The 20,965-nt window shown below is 61.6% G+C and carries 24 protein-coding genes and 2 pseudogenes; 8 read left to right on the top strand and 18 right to left on the bottom strand.

Annotation, left to right across the window (positions count from 1 at the left end):
* Positions 1-67 precede the first annotated feature (67 nt).
* The 3 genes from NR187_RS34235 to NR187_RS34225 form a co-directional block, all read right to left on the bottom strand.
* Entirely contained in the window at positions 68-1,609 is a 1,542-nt protein-coding gene (locus tag NR187_RS34235) for a hypothetical protein (RefSeq protein ID WP_372703293.1), read from the bottom strand.
* A gap of 114 nt (positions 1,610-1,723) precedes the next feature.
* On the bottom strand, positions 1,724-2,467 hold the full coding sequence (locus tag NR187_RS34230) for an imm11 family protein (protein WP_256809423.1): 744 nt from the start codon (positions 2,465-2,467) through the stop codon (positions 1,724-1,726).
* 377 nt (positions 2,468-2,844) lie between these two features.
* On the bottom strand, positions 2,845-3,621 hold the full coding sequence (locus NR187_RS34225) for a DUF4261 domain-containing protein (protein ID WP_256809422.1): 777 nt from the start codon (positions 3,619-3,621) through the stop codon (positions 2,845-2,847).
* A 580-nt stretch (positions 3,622-4,201) separates the two neighbouring features.
* On the opposite strand from NR187_RS34225, the gene NR187_RS34220 reads away from it, so the two are divergent.
* Both NR187_RS34220 and NR187_RS34215 read left to right on the top strand, forming a co-directional pair.
* On the top strand, positions 4,202-4,402 hold the full coding sequence (locus NR187_RS34220; protein WP_211384881.1) for a hypothetical protein: 201 nt from the start codon (positions 4,202-4,204) through the stop codon (positions 4,400-4,402).
* Positions 4,399-4,617 (top strand): hypothetical protein, encoded by a 219-nt coding sequence (locus tag NR187_RS34215; protein ID WP_256809419.1) that lies wholly within the window; start codon positions 4,399-4,401, stop codon positions 4,615-4,617. The genes NR187_RS34220 and NR187_RS34215 overlap by 4 nt, the downstream gene beginning before the upstream one ends.
* Here NR187_RS34215 and NR187_RS34210 read toward each other — a convergent pair.
* From NR187_RS34210 to NR187_RS34185, 6 genes are all read right to left on the bottom strand, one after another.
* The gene (locus NR187_RS34210) at positions 4,611-4,880 is read right to left on the bottom strand and encodes a hypothetical protein (RefSeq protein WP_256809418.1); all 270 of its coding nucleotides are present in this window, start codon (positions 4,878-4,880) and stop codon (positions 4,611-4,613) included. The two genes, NR187_RS34215 and NR187_RS34210, sit on opposite strands and share 7 nt — an antisense overlap.
* Positions 4,881-5,045: 165 nt before the next feature.
* Positions 5,046-5,294, bottom strand: a complete 249-nt coding sequence (locus NR187_RS34205; RefSeq protein WP_211384878.1) for a hypothetical protein — start codon at positions 5,292-5,294, stop codon at positions 5,046-5,048.
* Positions 5,295-5,664: 370 nt separating this feature from the next.
* Entirely contained in the window at positions 5,665-5,823 is a 159-nt protein-coding gene (locus NR187_RS34200) for a hypothetical protein (protein ID WP_211384877.1), read from the bottom strand.
* 237 nt (positions 5,824-6,060) lie between these two features.
* Complete coding sequence (locus tag NR187_RS34195) at positions 6,061-6,204, bottom strand: hypothetical protein (RefSeq protein ID WP_211384876.1); 144 nt, start codon at positions 6,202-6,204, stop codon at positions 6,061-6,063.
* A 400-nt stretch (positions 6,205-6,604) separates the two neighbouring features.
* Complete coding sequence (locus NR187_RS34190; protein WP_256809417.1) at positions 6,605-6,778, bottom strand: hypothetical protein; 174 nt, start codon at positions 6,776-6,778, stop codon at positions 6,605-6,607.
* 154 nt (positions 6,779-6,932) lie between these two features.
* A complete protein-coding gene (locus tag NR187_RS34185) occupies positions 6,933-7,328 on the bottom strand; it encodes a response regulator (protein WP_211384875.1) in 396 nt (131 codons plus the stop codon).
* Between the two features lie 301 nt (positions 7,329-7,629).
* On the opposite strand from NR187_RS34185, the gene NR187_RS34180 reads away from it, so the two are divergent.
* Positions 7,630-7,815: a hypothetical protein gene (locus NR187_RS34180; RefSeq protein WP_211384874.1), complete on the top strand. Its 186-nt coding sequence runs from the start codon at positions 7,630-7,632 to the stop codon at positions 7,813-7,815.
* A gap of 14 nt (positions 7,816-7,829) precedes the next feature.
* Here NR187_RS34180 and NR187_RS34175 read toward each other — a convergent pair whose 3' ends face one another.
* Both NR187_RS34175 and NR187_RS34170 read right to left on the bottom strand, forming a co-directional pair.
* Positions 7,830-8,543, bottom strand: a complete 714-nt coding sequence (locus NR187_RS34175; RefSeq protein WP_256809415.1) for a phytanoyl-CoA dioxygenase family protein — start codon at positions 8,541-8,543, stop codon at positions 7,830-7,832.
* A 265-nt stretch (positions 8,544-8,808) separates the two neighbouring features.
* The gene (locus NR187_RS34170) at positions 8,809-10,242 is read right to left on the bottom strand and encodes a sensor histidine kinase (protein WP_211384872.1); all 1,434 of its coding nucleotides are present in this window, start codon (positions 10,240-10,242) and stop codon (positions 8,809-8,811) included.
* Positions 10,243-10,541: 299 nt separating this feature from the next.
* Here NR187_RS34170 and NR187_RS34165 point away from each other — a divergent pair, with 299 nt between their 5' ends.
* The gene (locus NR187_RS34165; RefSeq protein ID WP_256809414.1) at positions 10,542-11,831 is read left to right on the top strand and encodes an NRAMP family divalent metal transporter; all 1,290 of its coding nucleotides are present in this window, start codon (positions 10,542-10,544) and stop codon (positions 11,829-11,831) included.
* A 43-nt stretch (positions 11,832-11,874) separates the two neighbouring features.
* Here NR187_RS34165 and NR187_RS34160 read toward each other — a convergent pair whose 3' ends face one another.
* Positions 11,875-12,144: a hypothetical protein gene (locus tag NR187_RS34160; protein WP_249129181.1), complete on the bottom strand. Its 270-nt coding sequence runs from the start codon at positions 12,142-12,144 to the stop codon at positions 11,875-11,877.
* A 91-nt stretch (positions 12,145-12,235) separates the two neighbouring features.
* On the opposite strand from NR187_RS34160, the gene NR187_RS34155 reads away from it, so the two are divergent.
* Entirely contained in the window at positions 12,236-13,450 is a 1,215-nt protein-coding gene (locus tag NR187_RS34155; RefSeq protein ID WP_211384870.1) for a mandelate racemase/muconate lactonizing enzyme family protein, read from the top strand.
* A gap of 23 nt (positions 13,451-13,473) precedes the next feature.
* Here the strand turns inward: NR187_RS34155 and NR187_RS34150 are convergent, their stop codons facing one another.
* The 4 genes and pseudogenes from NR187_RS34150 to rocF all read right to left on the bottom strand — a co-directional run bounded on the left by NR187_RS34150 (position 13,474) and on the right by rocF (position 16,448).
* Positions 13,474-13,758, bottom strand: a complete 285-nt coding sequence (locus NR187_RS34150) for a hypothetical protein (RefSeq protein ID WP_256809411.1) — start codon at positions 13,756-13,758, stop codon at positions 13,474-13,476.
* A gap of 115 nt (positions 13,759-13,873) precedes the next feature.
* Positions 13,874-14,416 carry a c-type cytochrome gene (locus NR187_RS34145; RefSeq protein ID WP_256809409.1) on the bottom strand — a complete coding sequence of 181 codons (543 nt, stop codon included), beginning with the start codon at positions 14,414-14,416 and terminating at the stop codon, positions 13,874-13,876.
* Positions 14,403-15,398, bottom strand: a pseudogene (soxC, locus tag NR187_RS34140) (sulfite dehydrogenase); the annotation flags it as partial. The pseudogene soxC and the gene NR187_RS34145, both read right to left, overlap by 14 nt.
* 72 nt (positions 15,399-15,470) lie before the next feature.
* Positions 15,471-16,448: an arginase gene (gene rocF / locus NR187_RS34135; RefSeq protein WP_211384869.1), complete on the bottom strand. Its 978-nt coding sequence runs from the start codon at positions 16,446-16,448 to the stop codon at positions 15,471-15,473.
* 265 nt (positions 16,449-16,713) lie between these two features.
* Here rocF and NR187_RS34130 point away from each other — a divergent pair, with 265 nt between their 5' ends.
* On the top strand, positions 16,714-16,974 hold the full coding sequence (locus tag NR187_RS34130) for a hypothetical protein (protein ID WP_211384868.1): 261 nt from the start codon (positions 16,714-16,716) through the stop codon (positions 16,972-16,974).
* A 98-nt stretch (positions 16,975-17,072) separates the two neighbouring features.
* Here NR187_RS34130 and NR187_RS34125 read toward each other — a convergent pair whose 3' ends face one another.
* Both NR187_RS34125 and NR187_RS34120 read right to left on the bottom strand, forming a co-directional pair.
* On the bottom strand, positions 17,073-18,476 hold the full coding sequence (locus tag NR187_RS34125) for an FAD/NAD(P)-binding protein (RefSeq protein ID WP_211384867.1): 1,404 nt from the start codon (positions 18,474-18,476) through the stop codon (positions 17,073-17,075).
* A gap of 219 nt (positions 18,477-18,695) precedes the next feature.
* On the bottom strand, positions 18,696-19,103 hold the full coding sequence (locus tag NR187_RS34120) for a GFA family protein (RefSeq protein ID WP_211384866.1): 408 nt from the start codon (positions 19,101-19,103) through the stop codon (positions 18,696-18,698).
* A 122-nt stretch (positions 19,104-19,225) separates the two neighbouring features.
* Here NR187_RS34120 and NR187_RS34115 point away from each other — a divergent pair.
* Together NR187_RS34115 and NR187_RS34110 are read left to right on the top strand one after the other, a co-directional pair.
* A pseudogene (locus NR187_RS34115) lies at positions 19,226-19,849 on the top strand (ShlB/FhaC/HecB family hemolysin secretion/activation protein); the annotation flags it as partial.
* 155 nt (positions 19,850-20,004) lie between these two features.
* On the top strand, positions 20,005-20,835 hold the full coding sequence (locus tag NR187_RS34110) for an alpha/beta hydrolase (protein WP_256809408.1): 831 nt from the start codon (positions 20,005-20,007) through the stop codon (positions 20,833-20,835).
* Positions 20,836-20,965 lie beyond the last annotated feature (130 nt).

Here is a 20,965-nt window from a genome sequence, read left to right as displayed (position 1 = left end):
CACGGCGACGCGAATCTACTGCGAATCAACGATTGCGAACTTGTGACTCAGGACAATAGCCTGCATTTCACTCCTGCCGAAGCAGCGGGCGTATCCAGCGCGAGAACCACTCCTCGGCGTCATTGTGCGGACTGCCTGCACCATCCACTCCAAAGATCGGTGGCGGAATGAGATAGCTCGGCTCGTTCGCAAATGGGCCGATCGGCCTGCTCGGCTCCGGCTGCCGGCCGTCAGCGGTCGGCATGGTCCAGTTGCCGAACCGATCGTTGAATTCCGCGGAAGGCAGATAAGGAACTGGCGCACTCCCCGACGTGAAAGCACTACCCGCATTCGACTCATTGACACGGGTGAGGCGGCGAACCTCTTCGGGCGCGACTGCTCCCGCGGCGGAAGGGAGCAGTGGTTCTGGCGAGTTTTGGGCAGGCATGGTGCCGGCCGGCGTATCGGTCAAGTTTCCGAAGCGATCTACAAATCTACCGGCCCGCCCCGTTTCTGGACCAAGGATCCTACGCTCAGTTTGCGATAATTCTGATGGTCCGGCAGAATCGTCCCAACCATTAACGGAGCCTAGACTAGGAACGTTGACGTCGAACGCTTTGTAGGGAGCCGCGCCGTCGGAAAAGACGCTGCCATCTGCAACCTTGGTATCGTGGGGGGCAGTTGTCGAGAAAGCGGGTCGAGTGAGAGCGGCGGCAGTCAAGCCTGCGAGCAACGCAGCGCCAAGGCCTTGTGTTCCAGGTACCATCATGGCTCCTGCAGCAAGGACACCTGCTCCCATTAGCAACGCGGAGCCTCGATCGGGAGGTTCTTGCGGTCCGAGCACCGGCGATCCATCAGAGAGTCGCGTGAGCGGTTGGCCTGTCTCTGAATGGAACTGCAAGACCTGCGGCTCCGGCAGCGCCGCCGTCGTCGGGGGCAATTGACCAAGCCGTTGTTCATTTGGCCTTAGCGCAGGAAAGGCCGGCAGCACACCTGTGAGGCGCGGATCAATTCGCGAGAACCTTTCTTGTTCGTTCAGACCTGCGAGAGAAGGCGAACTGTAGCCTGGCAGCGGCGGAAAGTCGCTCGGGTTGGCTGGTGTCGAGCCGGGTATACGAAAGATGCTTGAGGAGGGACCAAGGCCTGCGAACTCGGACCAAGGTGTCCCCTCCAAGTCTCTGGAGCCGGCGGTTAAGTTGAGGCCAGGATTATTGGCCATTGCCTTACTGAGCTGTTTTTCCCTGTCGAAATTACCCAAGTACGGCGAGAATTTGATGAGATGACTTCCCGTCTGCCTGAGTTCGCGGATTCTCTTCTGCTCTTCGGTGTGATCGGCAAGATATTTTCCACGATGCGCAAGAAAGCTCTGGTTGACAGATGTCACATCAGCGCTGGTACTCGGCTTGTTCGTGAAAAGGTCTCCATTCGCAAGCGCAATTCTCATTGCATCTTGTAGATCCTCGATAGCCTTCGAGCGAAGAACAGGGTCAGAGATCTCTGCAATCGCGTCAAGCTCATTGCAGGCCGCGTTGTATGATTCGAGATGCCCACCGGGATGAGGAGATAACCCCATTTCGGCAGCGAGCAGCCGACTTCTCGGAAGATAAACAACATTTGCAGGCGCATCCAAATCCACTCCTTGCAAGGCCCGACGGTCTGCACAGTGCTCGGGAATAATATGGTGACCCCATAGAATTGAAGTTCGCATGATGTTCCCTCAGGGGGGCAGCGGCCGCTTGAGCCGTCAAATTTTCAAAGCATTATTGAACTTGATTCCGATAAGGTCGGCTGCCTTGCAGGCATCCTTGAGCGCCTGATCGCAAATAACCTTCATAGGGCAGAAGGCCATTCGGAATATGTGTGCACTTCCCACCGCGTCTTCGTTGAAGACGAGTTTGGCGTCGCCCACCAAGTTGTAGTATTTCTTGCCGAAATCATTGTACTTTGGGTCTTCCCGGATACCTATCTCAAGCCGTGACTGCTTTTCGTCCAGCGCGTCGAGGACGCGAGTGACATCGCACAACCAGTATCGCGGGCCATCGTAGATACCCCGCGAAACCCGCACGTCGCACGCTGTGAATTCAAATCCGGCATGGTCGACGGTTTGAAAGACCGTCTTCGCACGGTCGGACACCAGCCAAAAGTAGTGAAACTCTCTGATGTCCAAAGGCCGGCGTACCCGCTTCTTCTCAAACAGGAAGCGCGGTCGCTCTGAATATTCCGGAAATCCCCGCCGCTCCGGCGGCGGCGCCAATATGGTTCTACCAGGATTGAGAGCAGCAATGTTCTCCAACTTAAGACGAGGGCGACTGGGGCGATAGTCAAAAGCCATCTCATAGTAATGACTCGTCCGTGCACCGCGCCGACGCATTGCGACCTCCTTGTTGTCGTCAATCATGATGCTCTGCTCGACGTTTGCAATTTGAAGAGTACGTCGTACATCAACAAAGAGATGCTTAACCCAAACTTCAATACGGTTTACTGCCAAGCCATTTCCTCGAGCGATATTCCTGGGCCCTGCTGGATTGCAGACGTCCCTGCGGCTGGGTTGATCTAGATGCCTCGTGCTCCGCGAGAACGATGATGACGTGGCCTACTCGCTGCAGCGTGATGAGGCTCGATCATCGAAGAACCAATTTGCGCTTTCGAATGCGGCAAAGCGGTCGAAAATGTCACGGCCAACTACTGTAATGCGAGCGATCGCATCGCATACAAAGCCAACTGTACAAAAATAAAGCCCGCGGCATCCCGCGGGCTTTATCCGAACTCTTTCGATGATGCCATTCTGCCAGTGTTTTGCCCGACGTGTCAAACCAGCCCGTCCTGACCGGGATGCCTGCAACCCTCGCCGCACATCACCCTGGATCATATCGAACCGTCATCACAGAAAAGCACGGGCAAGCCATCGAACCGCTGGGAGTTCTTGTAACGGACCCTGAAGCGCTCGCGAATGTTGCCGCCAAACGTATCACCGTCTTTGACGACAAGTCCGTGCTCAATCAGATAGACGGCAAGACCGTCCACCTTGTCCATCAACGCTGCAAGCGTCAGCTTGTGGGTCTCGAACTCGATTTCACGTCCGGCAAATGCCGACAGCCCCACCGTCACGGCGCCGATGCCAGCCTCTGATCGGAACGGCAATATGTCGACCCACAGCGTGGAGGGATAGTCTGGGTACGGCGCAAATGATCGACCGGACATGTCCAACCATAGATCGGAAGGTCGAGCGACCTTGCCATTCCATACAACGCCGCAACATTGCGGCATGGTCGCGATCAATGCGCCGATGACAGCAGTCGTCAGACGAGCGGCGGGCAACTGTCGCTGCTTTTGGCCAAGCACCGAGACGATCAGATGCCCGCGATGCCGTGCCGCGATCGCCTCGCCCTGCGGCCAGGACGAGGACGCGCGCGACCACAGGCCGGGATCGTCAGGAATGCGCGCCGGCATCGACATGACGGCAACAAACTCGTTGCCACAGCGAATGAGCGGCGAGTTTGCCTGGACCTGTTGCGCGCCTTCGTTCTCCGCAACCTCAGTTGCCAGCTCCGGATGTCGAGCGCGCAGGGTCTTGGCAACCGCCGACATGTCCGGCGTTGCCGGAGTGTCCAGGAGGACCAAAGCGAGAAGCGAGTTACTCATCGGCGACCCCGCGGAAATTTCCGGCGAGACCGAGTATTCGGCGCTTCGCCCACAGGTTGAAAGTTTGGTCTACTAGAACAAAACACGAACATTGTCAACTGACACGTTCCGTGTACGCATCGCGCGGACCAGAATAGAGATATCGGCTTTGAGCCCGCGCCAAATCTCTCAAGGCATTCAAGACCAGAGCGGCTTCGCTGGCAGGCGAACGCGCAATCGTTCTGAAAGCAATCTTCTCGCGAGTATTGACGTCATCGACGTCGCTGCGCTGAGCGCCGCAGCGCTCGAGCCGACGCAGAAACGTTACGCCGCACGTTCATGATCCGGATCGTCCCTGCCCGCACGACCTGACCTCGCTTCTGTTCAAAACTGAACATTGGAATCGCAAGCCACTCAAGATGAGTAAGTCACTCAAGTCACTGAACTTGCTCGCGCAATTTAATCTTCCAACGTATCAAATGATGTGACTTTCCCGCCGGCAGAGGCGTAAGCTCAATCCATCACCGCAAGGCACTTGGCAACGGCCGGTGATGAGAACGCGAACCAGCGCTCCCGCCCGATGCGAACGAGGGAGATGTTCATGCCGACCCGCCGACGTTTCAAGCAGACCAGAACGCTCAACGAGCGGCTCGCCGACGAAGCCGCGCGGCTTCGCGCGGAGGCCCGCGCGCTCGCGCCGGGACGCCGCCGCGAGATGCTGCTGCGCAAGGCGCGACAGGACGAGACCGCCATTCACATCGATGCCTGGCTGCAGTCGCCCGGCCTGAGGGCGCCGACATGAGCCAGCAATATCGCGCCTATCTCGTCGGAGAGAATGGCGTCTTCCGCTCCGCCGAAGCCTTCGAGGCCTTGTCCGATGCGTCCGCGCTCACCTTCGCGCAGCAATACACACGGCACGGCAAGGTCGAGGTCTGGCAGCTCGGCCGGAAGATCGCCGTGCTGGAGCCCGATCAGGCCCCGTTGCAGGCCCCGCCGAATTTGCTGACGCGTCAATGATCGCGCGCATGCGATCGCGTCTTGAAATCCTCGATCTCGAACGAGAATATCACCTGCATCACGGGGCCGCCGGCGTCGCGAACGTCGATCGCCAGCGTCTGCTTGCTGCCCGTGAGCGGCGCGGACAGGATGGCGTCACGCGCCATGTCCGCAACCGACTTGGCCGCCTCCGCCTGCACGGCGCGGGCAGTGGCAAGCTCCAGCCCCTCCTCGTCGCGCGCCGTACCATTGTCATCGCGTAGGTCGAAGTAATACCGGGCCATCGCTGCATCCTTTGACCAAGATAGGTCCGAAGCGGGCAAAGGTTTCAGGCGGGACGAAAAGATTCCTTGAGATCAATGGGTTCGGGAAGCAACGAGTTCCGGGAACAACGCGCTTGTGCGGGATGATCGGGCCCCGTCAACGCGCCCCTGCCTGGGCCGGCACGCTCACTCCTCCGCAAGCTTGCGCTCGATATAGGCGTCCACCGTCTCGGCGAACGAGCGCTGCACGCCGACCGCGGCACCATGCTGGTCGAGCGCGTCGCGCTGGAGCACGCGCAGGCCGCGTCCGCGCATGCAGACCGGCGCCGTGTTCAAATATTGATCGATCGCGCCCTTGGCGAGCGGGATCGCCTTCGGGTCGCCCCTGGCGATCAGGAGACGCAGGAGGCTCTGGCATTCGGCCAAACCTGGCATGGCTTTCCGCTTTCAGCTCTGTCGCGATTTCGGCTGCGGCTTCTTGACGGGCTGGGTATGCGTGCCGAACAGCGCCAGCAGGAACGCGACTTCTTCCTTCGAACCGATCTGGATCATGATGATCTCCTTCTCGTTCCGTTGGTCGGACCGAGCGGGCGCGGCGTTCAGGGCAATCTGGTTTCAACACTGTTTCAGGGGTGTTTCGTCGAACAGCGCGCAGGCAGGACCATCTCCTTGACCCGATGGCCGCGGCTGTCGATTGGCTTGATGCCTACCGCGCCGGCGATATCGAAACCATTCTGAAGATGTTGCCAAGGGCCCAACAGACGTCATTGCAGGTTTGGCAACGAGGTCGCCAACCGGGACGGCCCTACTTCTCTTTTTCTTCCACGAGTTCGCGCTCCAGATCATCAATCAGATTACCGATGCGCTTTGCAGTCGTAGCGTCGGTCACCCCCCGCAGCAAGCGCCTGGACTGTCCCAGACGGCGGGCAATTTGCTCTTGGCGTGCTAGTTGATCAGGCATCATCGGTGTCGCCTCCGCATGTTCAACCGGATGGGGAGGCGAATGGTTCAAATCTATTTTGGTGGCCTCCGACTGAGGCGGCCTTATCCCTTGAAGGGGCTTTGTGAGTCGGCGCGTTTGTCCGCCTCTTGCGCAAATTTCATCCAATCCCCCGCGAGGCGAAGCCACGTTTCCTGTCGTGCGCGGTCATAGCCCTGGCGGCCTGCTCCCGGCATCTTCCGCTTCCTTGCGGAAACTGCATCACGGTCCTTTTTTTGGTGGTCGGTCCTTGGCTTCTTCGTCGGCGAGAAGCTTCACAAGTGTATCGTGCAGGATCTCGCTATGGGGCTCGGCGAGGCGCTTCCTGAACAGAGCCAGGTTCTCCTTGTGAATGTAGTTCTCCATAGCGTCCTCCTTTCAGGGGGTCGCCTAGCAGGTGCCAAAGGTCGAGACGGCAACGCAATCTACATGGAACAGTTTGAAGCTCAGCCGCTGCGCAAAATTGCTCACTTCCAAATCCGTGCCGCTCTGCGACAACTTGAAGTGGCCCCCACTGCCCAGTGGTATCCCGTTGGTCAATTTCCTTCTGAATGGCGATGGCGCTTCGTTCGGTCTCTTTTCCCATAGGGGGATCAGCGCGGCCGTCATTACTGCATCGGCCTCAATTGCCAGCCTTCTGCGAAGGCAGCCTAGCTTCTCCATGTTGACGGGGTGGTACAAATTGGAAGGCCGCCGCTCGACATGCAACCGCGCGCTCCGCCGGGGGCGTTGTCGCGGACCACGCACGATCCAATGTGCGGCGCTCTCAATTCCAGATTTCTTCCCGGCACCGGTCGCAGCGATAGATCTGCACCGGCCTGTCGTTCTTCAGGTCAAGGATCGAGGTCGTGAAGCGCGAGGGCGCCTGGCACTTCGGACAGGATGGTCCCCATTGCGAAGGCCGCGGCGACAACGGCTCAGCTTCCCTGGTCTCGGACATGACTCACCTCGCATGATGCGAGTTCCTAAGCGCCAAAGTGGACATAAGTTCCGCCGTCCTGTGTTGGCAAGATCCACGCTGCGCGAAGTGGGCCTATCTTGTGCGGGTCAAAACCGGCATCAGCCAACAACAAGGTCGTGCCGCCAGCGCCAGTCTATTCCGTCGCCGTGTTGGGCGGTGCCGCGTTGAGAAGATGCGATACGGCGGTGACGAGCTGCGCCGGCGCGAACGGCTTGTTGAGGAGGACGCTGTTGGGCACGCCCTTCGACGCCCATTCGTCGGCCGCAGCGCCGGTCATGTAGACGACGGGAATGTTGGCGTTGATCTCCCGCGCCGCGCGCGCAACGTCCCAGCCGTCGAGCTTGCCTCCCAGATGGATGTCGGTGACCAGCGCGCGAAACCGGTCGGCGTCGGCCGTCAAGAGTGCAATCGCTTCTTCGCCGGTCGTCGCCGTGGCCGTTTCGAAACCGCCCTCGGCCAACGCTTCCTCGACGATACCCTGCACGAGCTGGTCATCTTCCGTGACCAGGACCACCGGTAAACCCTGCACGCCCTGGCTCCCCTGTCATCGCCGCGCCGCTGCGAGCCGGGGACTACGCGGCAGGGGAACTTTGGTTCCAGGCGAATGTATAAAAGTGAACTGAAGAACGAGCCAGCCGGCGCACCCGCAGGCGCCAGTGGGATGCTTGCGATGACCCGTCGAGGTTTATCTAAAATGCAGCGGACCCGATTTGGCGGAATGAAAGTTCCTTGTGCCACGCTGGCCGCGTACCCCTTCGCCGGTGCTTCGGCCGCCCTGTGCGGCGGCGCCAGGCGAAGCCGTTTTTGGCAAATCCGAGGAGTGACCGTCGATGTATTACGTCGCCGCTGCATTGCTGGTGCTGTCGGGACTGTTCTATTCCGCGAGCAATCACGAGATCGGCTCGTTCGGTGTCACCATGTGCACCTATGGCGGGGCGTTCTGCGACAACCCGCTGATCGTCTTCTCCGGTGCGGCGCTGGCCGGCGCCTGGGGCATGTTCGTCAGCATCAAGTAGCGCCGAGCGCCCGCTCAGGGGATGAACCTTTCGCTGGTGTCCATGCGCACGTTGCGGATGGCGCGACAGGCGTCCATGGCTGCGCGATCACGCTCCGGCATGAAGCTCAGCAGCAGCGAACGGCGCAGCGCGCCGGAGCGGTTGCAGGTCGCCCCATGCGGCAGATCGGCGTCGAACACCAAAATGTCCCCCGCCTCGCCCGCGATCTTCAGGGCCAGGGTCTCGTCCGGCAGGGCCTGATTGGCGAGGCCTCGATCGACAAGGGGCTGGCCGACAAAGCCTGGATCGAGATGGCGCGGAACGAGCCGCGTCCCGCCATTGTCCGGCCCGTATGCGTCGAGGAAGACCAGGGCGGCAACGGCCTTCGTGCCTGCACCGTCGCGATGCAGGGGCTGATGGCCGCCGCCTTGCAGCGGCTCGCGGCCCTCGACCTGGGCAAGAAAGAAGGGACCGCCGAGCACCTGTGCTCCCGCAGCCAGCAGCAAAGGCAGGCGGCAAGTCTGCTGCACCACCGGATCCAGATCGACGAGAGCGTGGCGCCAGCCGGCGCCGCGCGGCGCGGACCATTGGTCGCCGGCGCCCACGCCGCACTCGAAGGCAGCGCGCAAGCCGTCGCGCCAGGCTTCGGGCACCGCACTGCGCAACAGCAGATAGCCGTCGCGGTCGAGGCCGGCAGCCTGCTCCGCGTCCAGCCGACCGACCTTCGTGGCCGTCAGACAATCGCTCATGCAATCGTTCATGCAATCGTTCATGGCGCTCCCTACAACCTCAACGCGAGGTGTGCAAGGGTCAGCCATCATCGCGCCGGGACTTGGAGGGAGCAGGACGCGGTCCAAGACAAACCGCGACGGGCGCCGCCATGAGCCTCGGACCTGTTGCGATGATGACCTTATACAGGTGTTTTGCCCGACGGGTCAAATTGATTTCATAAAATCCGAATCGTGAAATCGGATTGTCGGGGGTGGGCGAGCTCGGCAGACCTGCCGCGATGGCTCAGGCGGATGCCCGCAGTCCCTCCTCGCTTGGGGCGAGCGCGGCCGAAATCCAGCATCGAACGCCCGCCGGATCGAAATCCAGCCGGAAGCGCCCGGCGATGTCGCGGCTTGCGTGCTCGATGAGGCGGCTGCCGAACCCGCGGCGGCTCGGAGGCGCAACCGGAGGGCCGCCACTTTCGCGCCAGCTCAGGTTGACCTCGCCCTCCTGCACGGACCAGCAAATCTCGACCCGGCCTTCGGGACGGGACAGCGCGCCATACTTGGCCGCGTTGGTGGCAAGCTCGTGCAGGGCCAGCGAGAGCGCCAGGGCCTGTGTCGGCAAGACCACCAGCGAAGGTCCATCGAGCACCATCTGGCCCGCCGGGAACGGCGCAATTGTGCGCGCCACGAGGTCGGCAATGTCGGCGCCCGCCCAGGCCCGCGCGGTCAGCAGATCATGAGCTCCGGCCAGCGCAAGCAGACGCGCATTGACCGTCTTGCGCGCGGCGTCAACCTCCACAGCGCCCCGAAGCGTCTGGTTGACGATCGACTGCACGGTGGCAAGCGTGTTCTTGACCCGATGATTGAGCTCGTTGGTGAGCAGGCGCTGCAGCTCTTCAGACTGCTTCAGCTCGGAGAGATCGCGGCTGGCGCCGGCGATCGCGACCGGCTTGCGCCCGGCGCCTTCGCCCTCGAACTCCACGAGGCCCCAGGCGCTCAGCCACCGCCAGCTGCCGTCGCGTTGCCTGACGCGGTATTCGACCTCGTAGCGGCCATCGCCTTGCGGATCGAGCGCCCTGGCCACGCGGGCCCACATCAGATCCATGTCGGCGGGGTGGAATTTGGCTTCGACGCCGTCCTTGTCGTGGAGGAAGCGCGCCTCGGTCAGGCCATAGAGCCGCTGAGCGTTGTGATCATAGATGCAGATGTTGTCGGCCAAAGTGTAGCGCCACGTCCCCATATTGGAGGCGATCATTGCGAGGTCGAAGGTGCGCTGCTGCCGCTCCAGCGCAACCCGCATCTGGTGCTCGTGGGTCACATCCTGGAAACAATTGATGCCGCCCACGACCGCGCCGTCGTCGTCGCGCAGGGGTGCGACATTGACGCGCGCGACCCATCGTTTTCCATCGGGATTGTGGACGACCGCCTCCACGCCCTCAAAGCTCTTGCCGGTCAGCACGGCAAGCGCCATCGGCGTCTCGCCGGGCGGGATGAAATCGCCGTCAAGGCTTTCGACGCGGAACGAGCCGCAGAACTTCTGCTCGGGATCGCGCAGTTTCGGCGCCCGGCCCCAGAGCTCGACAGCGCGCTGGTTGACGCGAACGATCCGCCCCTCGACATCGCATGCGTAAACGCCGATCGGCAGCGCATCGAGGATGGCCTGGTCGAGCGCCAGAAAGGACGCGAACAGGGCCGGCGTCGGGACCGAACGGTCGAATTTCAGCAGGGACATTCGGCACGGTAACCGGAAACCGCGTATTCGACAACGCGGTCGCCCGCGAGTTTATTTTCGAAAAGCGACCGGAACTTTTTTCGCGATGCTGCATTCGCGCGGCTCGCAGCCGCGAGTCTTCGACCATCCGCGCCCAAGATCCGTCCGCAAGATCCGTGCCCATGGGGGACTCCAGAAAACGGCGCTTCACGGGCGCTTAGCATAATCGGAAATGGCAAGGAGCCAACCGCCTGTCAGGAACCTTTGTTCCCTCGCTGGCATTTGCTTTCAACCGCCGCACCGATCGAGGTTCTTCTTCCATGAGCGACAGCGCCCTCACGCCGACGAAATCCGCGCCGACGCTGTTGCAGAGACTGGGGCCGGGCCTCGTCACCGGGGCCGCCGACGACGATCCGTCGGGCATCGCCACCTATTCGCAGGCCGGCGCGCAATTCGGCTACGGACTGCTGTGGACGGTTTTTCTGACCACCCCGTTCATGATCGCCATTCAGCTCGTCAGCGCACAGATCGGCCGGGTCACCGGCAAGGGACTCGCCGCCAACGTCATGCGCATCGCGCCGCGCTGGGCGGTGCTGGCGCTCGTCGCCATGCTCGTGGCCGCGAACACCTTCAACATCGCCGCCGACATCGCGGCGATGGCCGAGGCGCTTTCGCTCGTGATCGGCGGCCTCAACCACGAGCACGCGCTGATCTTCGCGGCAGGATCGACCATCCTCCAGGTGTTCCTGCCCTATCGCCGCTATTCGCCGGTGCTGAAATTCCTCACCTTGGCGCTGTTCGCCTATGTCGCAACCGCCTTCACCGTGAAGATCCCCTGGAGCACGGCGCTGCTCGCGGCAGTGTGGCCGAAGGCGAATGTCAGCCCCGACTATTTCATGATGGTCGTCGCCGTGCTCGGCACCACGATCAGCCCGTATCTGTTCTTCTGGCAGGCCTCGCAGGAGGTCGAGGAGATGAACCAGGGCAAGCGTGACAAGCCGCTGCGCGAGGAAACGCAGCGCAAGGGCGATCCGGAGCTGGCGCGCATCCGGGCCGATACCATCGCCGGCATGCTGCTCTCCAACGGCATCGCCTTCTTCATCATCCTCACCACCGCCTCGGTACTGCACGCCAACGGCGTCACCAACATCGGTTCGGCGACGCAAGCCGCCGAAGCACTGCGCCCGCTCGCCGGCGACTTCACCTTCGCCCTGTTCGCGCTCGGCATCATCGGCACGGGCCTGCTGGCGATCCCGGTGCTGGCGGGCTCGGCCGCCTACGGCGTCGCGGAGATCTTCGGCTGGCGCGCGACGCTGGAGGCGAAGCCGGACGAGGCGGTCGGCTTCTACACCATCATCGCCGCGGCAACCATCATCGGCTTCGGACTCGGTTTCACCGGGATCGATTCGATACATATGCTGGTGTGGAGCGCCGTGCTCAACGGCATCGTCGCCGTTCCGATCATGGCGATGATGATGCTGATCGTCTCGAGCAAGGCAATCATGGGCCGCTTCAGGGCCCGGTCATGGTTGATCGCGCTGGGCTGGCTCGGCACCGCGCTGATGGCGCTGGCCGTGCTCGCGCTGCTGGCCTCGTCCGCGATCGGCTGATCAGCCTTGCCCCCAAGGACAAAATGAGCCTTGGCCCGCCGCGCTATTCCACCCCTTGCGCGACGTGCTGGTCGGCCGTCAGAAACTGATCGGAAATCGCGCCCCCGCCCATCGTGAGCAGCGCCAGAATCGAAATCACGGCCAAGAATTTCATGGCGGCAGGATCGGTCGCGATTGTGGCCAAATAAGCCTGAGCTTGGCGCAATTTCGGGACGACCCCGGAAAAGATCATGGCGATCCCCACCGGATTCCACAGAATTTTCCAGCTCAAAGGGCCGAATGGCGTGTCCTGACGCGACTTGGCGGGCTTCACGACGGCCGATCGTTAGCTTAACAATTGAGGCTGGGCTCGTGCTTGCAAAGTCACAAGAAAAACAAGGCCCGGCCGGGCGACAGGGAGCGACATGACCAAATCATCAAGAGCAACAAGTCTGGAAATTCTTGCCTGCGATGCCGGCTGGAGAAACTACCACTTCGTCAAGCTGACCACCGAAGACGGGATTGTCGGCTGGAGCGAGTTCGACGAGGGCTTTGGCTCGCCCGGCGTCGGCGCTGCGATCCAGCGCCTGTCCGCCCGTGTTATCGGGCAGAACGTTTTCCAGCACGAGCGCATCTACGCCGAGCTGTTCGCGGCCACACGTCCCGCCGCCGGCGGCGTGGTGGCGCAGGCACTTGGCGCGACCGAGAATGCGCTGCTCGACGCCAAGGCAAAGTGTCTCGGCGTGCCCTGCTACGAGCTGCTCGGCGGCAAGATCCGCGATCGTATCAGGGTCTACTGGTCGCATTGCGCCACATGGCGGATCAACCACCCCGCCTGGTACAAGCCTCCGATCGAGAACCTCGACGGCGTCAAGGCGATGGGCCGCGAGGTACGCGAGCAGAAATTCACCGCGCTCAAGACCAACATCTTTTCCTATGATGATGGCAAGCCGACCGGTTGGCGGCCCGGCTTCGGCTCTCCGTTCGCCCCAGAGATCAACGTCGACCGCAAGATCCTGCGCGACCTGCGCATGCATCTGGAAGCGATCCGCGACGGTGCAGGCCCCGACGTCGACATCCTGCTTGACTGCAACTTCAACGCCAAGACCGAGGGCTATCTGAAGATCCTGCGCACCATCGCGGACCTCGACATGTTCTGGATCGAGATCGACAGTTTCAATCCGGAAGCGCTCGGTTACATCCGCCGGCAAAGCCCGCATCCCATCTCGTCCTGCGAGACTCTTTTGGGCTTGCGGGAATTCCTGCCCTATTTCAAGGAGCAAGCCATGGACGTCGCGATCATCGACACGCCCTGGAACGGCGTCTGGCAGTCGATGAAAATCGCGGCCGCCGCGGAAGCGTTCGAAGTCAACGTAGCTCCCCACAATTTCTACGGCCATCTCTGTTCGATGATGAACGCGCATTTCTGCGCCGCGGTGCCGAACCTGCGCATCATGGAGATCGACATCGATCGCCTGGCGTGGGACCGCGAGCTATTCACGCATGAGCCCGAGATTGCGAACGGCCATCTGGTCATTCCGGACCGGCCCGGCTGGGGCACCGATCCGAACGAGGAAGCCCTTCGCGCGCATCCGCCCAAGGCCAGCGGCGGACTTCTCAACTACGGTCGCAAGAGCTGAGGCCTATCAAGAGTTGAGGCGTATCACGGCGTCACGGGATTGACGGTCGGGGACGTTTTCGGCCCCGGCCGTTCCGGCTCGACCGGCGATTTTGGTTGGGTCGGAAGCACCTTGGCGCCAGCAGCGTGCGCGGCCTCACCGGTGGTATGATACATCGCGACATGCGCCGGTTGCGTCTTGGCCCGGTTCCACGGCCCGTGGTCGACGATCAGCATCGCAGCAATCGTCAAGGCGGCCACGATCAACGCGATCACGCCGGGATGGCGCAGCGCCGAGGACATGGAGTTTGCGAAGCGATCAGTTGCCATCGAAGGACCCATACTGTTTTCCTCTCGCGGGTTAACGCAAGCGCGTCCCGCGAGTTCCGCCCTTCGCTTAAGCAAGTCCCGCGCCACCGCGCGGAACTCGCTCATCACGATACGTTCACTTTTTCACGTCGGGGCGTGCATCGCCGAGGAACCTGTCGCGGTTCGGCATTTTGACCGCTGCAAGCGATTTGGCATCGAGCGTCGCATTCGCTCCCACCAGTCCATTCAGGTTCAAGATGTACGCAGACACTGCATAAACGTCCTCCTCGCTCAGCGATTGCGGCGCGTTCTGCGGCATCGCACGGCGGATGTAATCGAACAGCGTCGGCGCATAGGGCCAATAGCTGCCGACGGTTCGAATGGGCTTTGGCGTTCCGATCGTGTCCTGCCCACCGACAAGCCGATCACCCAGCCCACCCTCGCCCTTGTCGCCATGGCATGATGCACATTGCTGGGCGAACACCTCGCGTTCATGGCTGACCGAGCCACTTCCCTTCGGCAGATTGCTGCCATCGCGCCCGATATCGATGTTCCAGCCCGCGATCTCAGCTGCCGTTGCAAGCCGCCCGATGCCGTAGGAAGTTTGCGCCCGCGCTTCACTTGCCCAAGTGCTGAACAGGATCGCGAAGGCAATGCCGAAAATCTCATGCCAGCGCATTGGTCACCTCGCCGCCGGCCGCAACGCGCCAGGGCCAGATCGCGTTGTTGTGGTAGAAATAGTTCTCGCCGCGAACCGCGAGCAGCTCGGCAAGCGTCGGCTGCACATAACCGGTCTCGTCGATCGCGCGGCTCTGGATCACGGCAGGCTTGCCGTCCCATCGCCAGGGCAATCGAAAGCGCGCGAGGGCCCGCGTCAGCACCGGATCCTGCAATTGCGCGTCCTGCCACCTCATGCCGTCATCGACGGACACCTCGACCCGCGCGATCTTGCCATGCCCGCTCCAGGCAATGCCGGTGATCTCGTGGAAGCCGGGCGCGTTCAGACGCTGGCCGCCGGACGAACGCGTGATGATCGACTTCGCCTCCATGTAAAACGAAAATTCGCGCGCCGTCCCGTCCGGCAGGAGGTCGGTGTATTTCGAGGTCTCCTCGCGCGAATAAACCGGCTCCGCAGTCACATGCAGGCGCCGCAGCCACTTCACGCTCATATTGCCTTCGAACCCCGGCAGGAAGAGCCGTAGCGGATAACCCTGCTGCGGGCGGAGCCGTTCGCCATTCTGGCTGTAGACCAGAACGGCGTCCTCGAGGCATTTCTCGATCGGGATGCTGAGGGTCAGCGCGGCCGCGTCGGCGCCCTCGGCGACGACCCATTTGGCCTCCGGCTTCAATCCAGCCTCCTGCAGCACCAGCTTGAGGCTCACCCCGGTCCATTCCGCACGACGCACCAGACCGACAAGGTCCGATGCCGTCTTGCCGTAAGGCTTGCTGTAGCCGGGATTCCCGGAACATTCGATAAAGTGGATGCGCGATTCCGATGGGAAACGCCTGAGATCGTCCATCGTGAAGATCAGGGGGCGCTCGACCAGCCCGTGCAGCATCAGCCGGTGCTGGGCCGGATCGATGGTCGGCACGCCGCCATGATGCCGCTCGTAGAAGAGTCCGTTCGGCGTGATGATGCCATCGAGCTCCTGCAATGGCGTCCATCTGGGCTGATCTAACTCCGCTGGCCGTGACAGCGGTTCTCTTCTTTGCACGCACAAAGGGCCCGCGTTTCATTCGCCCGGCGCGATCGCGTTGCTGGGGGTCGGCCGGTCGGCGATCTGCTGGCCGAACAGGCTGCCGATCAGTTCGACCGCGGTGCGCGCGGTGCGGCCGCGCTCGTCGAGGAACGGATTGAGCTCGACGATATCGACCGATCCCACCACGCCGGAATCGTGCAGAAGTTCCATGATCAGATGCGCCTCACGATAGGTCGCGCCGCCCGGCACCGTCGTGCCAACGCCTGGCGCGACGCAGGGATCGAGAAAATCGACGTCAAAGCTGACATGCAGCACGCCATCCCTCGCCTTGACGCGTTCGATGACGCGGCGGATCAGCACGGCGACGCCGAACTCGTCGATCTGGCGCATGTCGACAACCCGGATTCGGCGCGTGCGCATCAGCTCCTTTTCGAGCTTGTCGATCGAACGCGCGCCGAACAGGTCGAGCCTGTCCGGATCGATCGAGGCGCGCGGATCATTGCCGAGCAGTCCGTCGAGGCCGGGTTCGCCGCACAGGAACGCCGCCGACATGCCATGCATGTTGGCGGTAATCGTCGTCTCCGGCGTGTTGTAGTCGGCATGGGCATCCAGCCACAGCACGAACAGTTCGCGTCCGCGCTCCCGCGAGTGACGGGCCATGGCATTCACCGATCCCATCGACAACGTGTGGTCGCCGCCAAGAAAGATCGGCAGCGCACCGGTTTTCGCGATCTCGTAGCCTCTCAGGCTCAGCACGCGCGTCCAGCGCTGGATCTCACGGTAGTGATTGGCTTTTTCGGGGGGCGTGTCTGCGAGATCCCGAAGCTCGGCGACCGAGAGATCGCCGTAATCGACGACTTCGAAATCCAGGCTTTCGAGCAGTGTCGCAAGGCCCGCGGTGCGGAGCGCAGCAGGCCCCATCAGGGTGCCGCGTTGCGAAGCTCCCATGTCGATGGGGGCACCGAGCAAGGCGATGCGCCGGGCTCGATCCGTCGTGGTCCGATCGGTCACAGCAGCCTCCTGAGATCGGCAAGGTTAAGCCAGCCTAACAGAGATTCGCATCCGTCGTTTCACGGGGAAGGCCACGCTCGGGCGGATCATCCCGGAACAAAATCCCGCGCCCCGCATTGCTTATTCAAGGCCGGTACCCGCCGTAAGAAACACGGCGCCTGTCGCGGATAGCCAAAGGTCATGCGACCCGCTGTTCAAAACGAGCGCTCGCGCGGATAGCCAAAGGTACCGGCCTCCGTCACACGATCAGCCCGGAGTCGCACGCTTGAGCACCGAGATCCCGCAGTCCGATTCCAAACCCGGCATGGCCGAGCGCGCCATCGATGCAGCGACGGACGTCTCCCGCACGGTGGGTGAAGTCGCTGGTGGGCTGCATGCAGCTGTCGACCGCCTGGGCTCTGCAATCGAGGAAGCGCGAAAGCCCGGCCGGCCCCTCTCCACGGTTGCGGCGATCACGCGCGAAGCGCCGCTTGCCAGCCTGTTCGTCGCCTTCCTGTTCGGCGTCGCGGTTGCGCGTCGGCGCTAGGGCGTGTGCTCACCAAGCGGCAGGCCGCCTGATGTCCGGAGAGCGGAAGGCCTCCGAAGTCGCAGGTCGGCCAGAAGCTGACCTCGCGAGTGCACCGGTCACGAAGCCTGGTGCGTCGAATCGAGTTCGGCGATAATGCGCGCCAGGTTTGCCGCAGCTCGTGGACGCGCTTCTCGCAGACGCTCAAGAATGCGTGTCCCTTTAGGACTCGACGCTACGCCGGTGTCCGGGAAGCCGGTGCCAGATAGCCTGTGCTCGTCGATCCAACGACGCAGCTCCTTTTCGGTCGTCCATCGTCGCTCATTTCGCAAAGTCGCGATCATGGTGCTGAGAAAGTCTTCGGCGACCTCAACTGACGGAATTGGCGCACACAAATCGTTCTTGATCGCGTCATCGTTATAGGATGCTTCCACATGTGCAATGAAGGCCGCGCTAAAACTGAGACGTCCGGGACGTACTTGCTGTAGCGTGATCTGATCCGCATTGAAGATCGGAACCGCAGGGCGTTTTCTGAATCCTTTCGCGGTACAATCGACATAGAGATCGTCCGGCGCGGCATCGACATTGCCTCTGTCAAGGACAATGGAGTCGCGCTCGATCCGCCTAACACGCCCCTTGCGCACCACGTCCTTGATGGTGCCCAACGCTTCCGCTTCGAGTATCGAAAGCGTAGCTCCGCGAAAAGCCGTCGGCCAGATCGTCCGATCGATGCGCAGTATCTGACCTCGTTTTTCCAGACGCTCGAAGAGATCGGCGACCGAAGTGGCCTCGGCCGCTGCCTCAAACAGATCGGCCGTTCCGCCAACAGTACGCTCGAAAAATGCATCTCCGGGCTGCATCATATCGCGATTTCGTACCCAGGAATCTTGTGGCACGATCCATCGGATACTTTCTGGCCGGGCGCCCATCTGCTGTAACCAGATACAGACATCCATCGCTGTTTTGCCACCTCCGAGGATAACGCGTCGTTCGTGTCCGGGCGCATACATGGGCAGCAGGTTAGGCGTTGTAAGCTCGACACCTTCGGCAACTTGAAAAGATGGAGTGTGCGTCGAGGGCACCTGTGTGTCCTGGAACGTGGCGTTCACGAGCCTCTTGCCAAATGCGACCTGTTGCATTGTGCCTGAGAGGCGAGAAATAAACCGTCCGTGCCCCAGGTACTCACACATCGGAAAATACTGGACACGGCCGGATGGAAGAAATCTCTCTTGCATCAACTTGTCGAAATAACTGACGATCTCCGCACCCGAGGCCAATTCATAATAACCCCTGTTTAGGCCGGATACGTCGATGCAGTCGTTGCCGAGGCGTCGTGAGCCCACGCCATAAAATGCAGATGGCGCGTGCAGGCGGACAAACGAATAGGCGTCGTTCCAATGGCCACCAGGCAGGTGATGTCTATCAACGATGACAATGCTTGCATTGGTTTCGGTCAACAACTGATCTGCGAAGCTCATGCCCGCGGCACCGCTGCCGATGATCAAATAGTCGGTCGTCAGCATTTGCTAAATGCTCCTGGTGCCTACCCCAGACGCCGCATCTCGGCTTGCCGCCTCGGCGTGATGTCTGCCGTCGGCGAAAATATGTCTTAATTGTCAGAGAATGGAAACGGGCGCGAGCGAAAATCGCAGGCACTTTGGGCTGAATGTCCAGTTCAGGTCAATCGCAGACCGATCGCTGCGGCCAACGGCCATCAGGTCAAGATTGCCGGTCTGGTCGATCTAAGGCTGCTTCTCGAACGTTCGCATCGAATCGACATGTTTAAGCCAGGGCTGAGCGGAGCGAGACCACCACTGCGTATGGGGGACGATCTGGTCGCGTTGACGAATGGATCCCACGCGGATGGCGAAGACCTTGGGGCCTGCTCCGAGCGCCGTAGCGTAGATATGCGTTCCACATTCCGGGCAAAACGCCTGTGGCCTCTTGTTGCCGCTTTCGGCGGTCTTGACGTAAATTTTCGGTTCGCCCGAGAGCAACCTGAAATCGTCTTCCTCCGCGAAGGCATGCACGCGAAATGCCGAGCCGGAGAACGTCTGGCAGTCGGTGCAATTGCACAGCAGGGTCTTGTCCGGCTCGATCTTGGCTTCAAAGGTGATGTATCCACAGTGACAACGCCCGTCGATTTTCATCCCAATCCTCCGCAGCGCGTTTCATGCGAGAGCCCGTGCAAACGTGCGCATGAGGCTCAGCATGCATTTTTGCGCAGAGACTTTAGCATCAAATAAGCCAGCCAGCACGTCTGGTTTGGGTCGCCGACTACCGGCTCCAGGATCGTTTCGGCGGCATCAACTTCGCGACGTTGACCTACCGCCAGGGCCTCGACATCTTCGGTGCCTCCCATTTCGACGACGATCTGTTGTCGCGGGATGGCGCATCATCGAACTTCTCGGTGCTGAACCTCTGGTTCACGCGCTACCAGACACTCAACGACGCCTGGTCGCTCAAGCTCTCCGCGGCGAGCCACACGGCGTCGCGGCCGCTGTTCACCTCGCAGCAATTCTATCTCGGCGGCGCGGCCTTCGGCCGGGGCTACGGTGCAGTCGAGATCAGCGGCGACAACGGTCTTGCCGGCTCGCTCGAACCGCGCTTCGACCAGAAGCTCAATTTCCGCTACTGGACGGGCTATCAGCTCTACGCCTTCGGCGACGCCGGGGCAGTCTGGAACGACGGCTATCGCCCGAGCGACGGCCTCTCTCTGACATCGGCCGGAGCAGGCGTGCGCTTCTTCCTGCCAGACGATCTCCAGGCCGACCTCGCCGTGGCCGTCCCCCTAAGCTATCGGGCGCCCGACAACGAACGCCGCAGTCCGCGCTTGCTGTTTACGCTGTCGAGCGCGTTCCGGCTCTGCCCGGAACGCGGCAAGGGCGGCTGCCTTTTGTCCAACGTCCATCGCGCGGCCCCCCGGATGCAGCCCCTTTTGGGGCATTGCTCACAGACTTGCCTAAATTTAATCCCGTAACCTTCTCACGATCGCTCGACCCGGGCGGTCACAATGGCCATGTTCAGTCAAACGTGATTTGAGACGAGACCATGAAAAGGGTGTTTGCAATTCTGGCGCTTCTCTGCGTCCTCGGCGTCGGCCAGTATTTCGTCGTCAGCCGGTTCGCGATCCGCCATGAGCTTTTGACCCTGTTCGACGCCGCGCGCCAGCGGCCGATCTCGGTCGAAATTGCGGTGCGGCGTGACTACGAGACCAAGGCCAATCTCGGCCTCTGGAAGCTCCCGCTCGCCATCATCAGCAACGGCAACACCGTGAAGGCCACCGAGTATTCCTTCCTCGCCAACGTGCTCGCCGCACGCGGCTATCTCGTTGCCAGCATCCAGCAGGACTTGCCGAGCGATCCGCCGCTGATGACCCAGGTCGGCCAGCCATATGTCGGACGGCGCGAGGTCTATATCCGCTGCGAGGCCAACATCCTCTTTGCCCTGGGTGAGCTGAAGAGGCGGCAGGAGAACGCCGACTACGACCACATCACGCTCGTCGGGCATTCCAACGGCGGCGACGTTTCGATGTATGTCGCCCACCAGCACCCGGAGCTGGTGTCGAAAGTGATCACGCTCGACAATCTGCGGGTGCCTTTCGTGCTCAGCGACAACATGAAGATCCTGTCCTTCCGATCGAAGGATCCGCATTTCGTCACCGATCCCGGCGTGCTGCCAACGCCGGAAGAGGCCAAGGCGCGCGGCATCGACATTGTCCACACTGGCGCTCAGCATACCGAGATGAGCGATCGCGGGCCCGATGCGGTCAAGGAGAAGATCCAGGCGACGCTCGACCGATTCCTGCGCGACAGCGCCAGCAGCGCGCTCGCGCCGGCCGATACGAAGAGCCCGATGATCATGAACCCCGGCGACTATTAGCCGGGGGACGCCTTGCGGCAGATCAAGGCGCCTCCGGACCAGCCACGATACAGAGAGCCTCACAATCTCGGAGAGGCACGTGTCGCAGTCCATCGAAAGCCTTGATACGAAACGTTTGGGCTTGCGCGCG

The sequence above is a fragment of the Bradyrhizobium sp. Bra64 genome (assembly GCF_024519875.1).
GTDB lineage: Bacteria > Pseudomonadota > Alphaproteobacteria > Rhizobiales > Xanthobacteraceae > Bradyrhizobium > Bradyrhizobium japonicum_G.
This window is presented reverse-complemented; position numbering and strand designations above follow the sequence as displayed.